The sequence below is a fragment of the Rhodococcus sp. KBW08 genome (assembly GCF_003852455.1).
In the GTDB taxonomy this organism is placed as follows: Bacteria; Actinomycetota; Actinomycetes; order Mycobacteriales; family Mycobacteriaceae; genus Rhodococcus_F; species Rhodococcus_F baikonurensis.
Window position 1 is genome coordinate 1,119 of sequence record NZ_QAJJ01000048.1, and the last position, 5,021, is coordinate 6,139.

The window sequence follows — 5,021 nt, forward strand, 5'->3', positions numbered from 1 at the left end:
TCGAAACGGTTCAAGAACCACATCCGCTGCTGCGCCAACGACAACGGCACCCGCTCCGGACGCACCCGAGCCGTCAACCCCGCCCGCGCACCCGAACCGACCTCCGACTCCACCCGCGCAGCCAACAACTCCACCGACGACGCCTCGAACAACACCCGCACCGGAACCTGCGCATCGAGCGCCTGACCCAACCGAGCCGCCACCCGCGTCGCGATCAGCGAATTACCACCGAGTGCAAAGAAATCGTCATCGAGACCCACACGATCGACACCCAACACCTCAGCGAACACCGACGCAACGATCTCCTCCACCGCCGTCACCGGAGCCCGGAACACCGCAACCTCGAACACCGGCTCCGGCAACAACTTCCGATCCAACTTCCCCGAAGCATTGAGCGGAAACGCATCCAACACCATGATCTGCGACGGCACCATATACGACGGCAACACCGCACCCAACGAATCCACCAGTGCCGCAGTATCAACCACCGCACCCGACGCCGGCACCACATACCCCACCAACTGATCACCGGTCACCGTCGACACCACAGCCACCGACGACACAGACACCGACACATCGGCCACCAACGCCGACTCGATCTCCCCCAACTCGATCCGCTGACCACGGAACTTCACCTGGAAATCGGTACGACCGATGTACTCGAGCTCACCCGACACACCCCACCGCACCAAGTCCCCCGTGCGATACATCCGCGCACCCGCCCCACCGAACGGATTCGCCACGAACCGATCCGCCGACAAATCCGGACGAGAAACATACCCACGAGCCAACTGATCACCCGCAAGATACAACTCACCCGCAACACCCACCGGCACCGGACGCAATCGCGAATCCAACACAAAAACCTGCGAATTCCACTGCGGCACACCAATAGAGACCACACCACCATCGACGGCGCCCGTCACATCCGCGAACGTGATCGACACCGCAGCCTCGGTCGGACCATACAAGTTGTGAACCCGCGCGCCCGACACCACACCGAAATCGCGCACCGTCTGCGCCGGCAACGCCTCACCGATGACGAACACATCACGCAGCGAAACCAACTGGCTGGCAGAGACTTCCCCCGCGAACACCGACAGCATCGTCGGCACGAAGTCCGTCACCGTCACACCCTGATCAGCGATCACCGACGCCAAATACCCCGGATCCCGATGACCGTCATGAGTGGCCACCACCAACCGAGCACCCACCGCCAACGGCAAGAAGAACCCCCACAACGACACATCGAACGTCGTCGCAGTCTTCTGCAGATACACATCCGACCCGGTCAGAACATACCGACCCTGCATCCACGCCATCTGATTGACGATCGCCGCATGCGAAACCGCCACACCCTTCGGCTTCCCCGTCGACCCCGACGTGAAAATTACATACGCAGCATTCGAACCCCGCAGCGGCGCAACACGATCCACATCCAACACCGGCGCATCCGAGAACCCGGACACATCCAACTCGTCGATCAACACCACATCGAATTCACCCGGCAACACCACACCGTCACCAGCAGTGGACAACACACACACCGGTGCCGCGGTCCCGAGAATATGACCATTGCGCTCGACCGGATGATCCGGATCCAGCGGCACATACGCCCCACCCGCAGCAACCACCGCATACATACCCACTACAAGATCAACCGACCGACGCATCGCCAACGCCACCAACGACTCCGGCCCCACACCCACCGAAACCAAATACCGTGCAAGGCGATTCGCCCGAGACCCGAACTCCGCATACGTCAGAGACTGCCCCTCGAACACCACCGCCACCGCATCCGGCGTCGCCGCCACCTGCGCAACAAAACCGTCGAGCAACAAAGCACCAACAGTCAACTCGTGAACAGTGTCATTGACCGCCACCAACACCTGCGAACGCTCGCCCTCACCGAGCAACTCCACATCCCCGACAACCGAATCAGGCTCCGCCACCATCGCTTCCAGAACCCGCACCAACCGCTCCGCAAACGAAACAACCGTCGACTCGTCGAACAAATCCGTCGCATACGTCAACGACATCGGCATCCCCACACCGACGCCGCCCTCCTCCACCGGCGTCACCGTCAACTGCAGATCGAACTTCGCGATCTCCACACCTGCGTCGAAACCGGCAATCGACAGTCCCGGCAACTCCACGACATCCTGCGCCATGTTCTGAAAGAACAACGCAACCTGGAACAACGGATGATGGGCCTGCGACCGCGCCGGATCAAGCACTTCCACCAAACGCTCGAACGGCACGTCCTCGTTGCCGAACGCCCCCAGATCGACCTCACGAACCCGACCCAACAACGCCGAGAAAGACTCCGAAGAATCCACCTCGGTCCGCAACACCAAAGTATTGACGAACATACCGATCAGATCGTCCAGCTCCGGCTCACCCCGCCCTGCGATCGGAGAGCCCACCACAACGTCGTCACTACCGCTCAGCCGCGCCAACAACACCGCCAACGCCGCATGCACCACCATGAACAACGACACATTACGATCAAGCGCCAACTGCTCGAGCGCTCGATGTAACCGCGCGTCTATCGAAAACTGGTAACTCGCACCCTGATTGGATGCCACCAACGGCCGCGGGCGATCCGCCGGCAGCTCGATCCGCTCCGGCAACCCCGCCAACACCGACGTCCAATACCCCAACTGCTCAGACATCAACGACGACGGATCACCCTCGGACCCCAACACCTCACGCTGCCACAACGCGTAATCCGCATACTGCACCGCCAACGGCGCCCACCCCGGAACCTGTCCACCCGCACGCGCCACATACGCCATCGACACATCACGCACCAACGGACCCATCGACACACCGTCAGCAGCGATATGGTGAATCACCAACGCCAACACAAACTCCGACGAACCCGTCTGGAACAAACGAACCCGCAATGGCACCTCGACCGTGACATCGAACCCCTCTGCCACCACTGGCGTCAGCACACCGAGCAAGTCGGCCGCGTCGACAGTTTCGGGCAATACAGTTCCCACGAATTCGTCCACCGGAAGTACTTGTTGGAACCCGATGCCCTCGAATTCCGGGTAGACGGTCCGCAACACCTCATGCCGCGCAACAACATCCGACAGCGCTGCGGACAGTGCCGAAACATCGACGGCACCGGACAACCGCAACACGATCGGAATGTTGTTCACACCAGACACAGAGTCGAATCTCGACAAGAACCACATCCGCGACTGTGCAAGGGAAAGAGGTATCCGCTCCGGACGAGAGCGAGGGGCCAAGGCAATTCGCACACGCCCCGCTGAATCTGACAAAACAGATGCAAGACCGGAGACTGTCGAGTACTCGAAGAGCGTTTTGACCTGAACCCGCACATCGAAAGCCGCACTGAGACGCCCGGCCAATTTCGCAGCAATCAACGAGTTGCCGCCGAGTTCGAAGAAATCGTCCTCAGCGCCGACTCGGTCCACCCCCAAGAGTTCTTCGAACACGCGCGCGACCACGACCTCACCAGCGGAGGATGGCGCTACAAACTCTCGGGCCTCGAATACGGGATCAGGAAGTGCTGCCGAATCCAGCTTTCCTACAGGCGTCAAGGGGATCTCGTCGATGACAACGACAGCCGCCGGAATCATGTGACGGGGAAGATCCGTCTTGACCACTGCCAGGACGTCATCCCCGGACAGCACGGCTCCAACTGCAGGAAGCACATACGAGATGAGAGCCGTTTCACCGCTGGGCAACACTCGCCCGAGAGTTGTCACGAACTCGACCCGGTCGTCGAGTGCGATGACCGCGTCGATTTCAGTCAACTCGATGCGGAAGCCACGGATCTTGACCTGGGAATCGGACCGTCCGACGTATTCGACGCTACGATCGCCGACAGCACTTTCCGTCCACCGCACTACGTCCCCCGTGCGATACATCCGTTCACCCTGCGCCCCAAAAGGATTCGCAATGAAACGATCAGCCGTCATACCCGCCAGATTGTGATATCCGCGCGCAACCTGAGGCCCTGCAAGATACAGCTCACCCGTAGTACCCGTCGGGACAGGCTGCAAACGAGCATCCAACACCAACGACACCGCACCACGAATAGGACCACCGATCGTAACCGGCTCACCCACAACAAGTTCCGTCATGTTCGTGACGATCGTCATCTCGGTCGGACCATACGCGTTGAAGAAATGACGCCCAGGCGCCCACTTCGCAACCAACTCCGGCGGACACGCCTCACCCGCAACAACCACCACAGCAACATCATCGAGCCCCGAAGGATCCACCGAAGCAAGCACCGAAGGAGTAGCCCCGACATGCGTCACACGCTCAGCCTTGATCAACTCGGCCAACTCGGGCCCACCATAAATACTCGACGGGGCAATCACCATGACAGCGCCTGCCCCGATCGCCTCGAGCAACTCGAAAATCGACACATCGAAACTCGGAGTCGTAAAATGCAACACCCGCGAATCGCTGCCCAGCGAAAGCACACGAATCTGCTCCTGCTGCAAAACAGCCAACCCCGAATGCGAAACAACAACACCCTTCGGCCGCCCCGTCGAACCCGACGTATAGATCACATACGCAGCATGCTCAGCCCGCAGCATCCGCACCCGCTCGCCATAAGACACCGGCTCACCCGAGACAGCACCCAACGACTCCACAACATCCAAAGCATCAATCGAAATCCACCCGACCGAATCGGTCAACCCAGCACGCACACCCTCAACAGTCAAACCGACCGACACACCAGAATCGCTGATCATGTAAGCCACACGATCAGCCGGATAATTCGGATCCACCGGCACAAACGCCGCACCCGACTTCGCCACCGCCCACAAAGCCACAACAGACTCAATCGACCGCGGAATCGAAATGGCAACCCGATCCTCCGGCCCCACACCAACACCAATCAACACACGCGCCAAACGAGACGACCACTCATCCAACTCCGCATACGACAGCGAACGACCCTCGAACCGCAAAGCCTCCCGCTCAGGACCCAACTCGACAGCCGCCACCAACAACTGCGGCAACAACAA

1 protein-coding gene is annotated in these 5,021 nt (G+C 60.2%); it reads right to left on the reverse strand.

Going from position 1 to position 5,021, the window contains the following annotated elements:
- The coding region (locus DBV08_RS31905) for a non-ribosomal peptide synthetase (RefSeq protein ID WP_311717463.1) at positions 1–5,021 on the reverse strand (5,021 nt) is incomplete at both ends.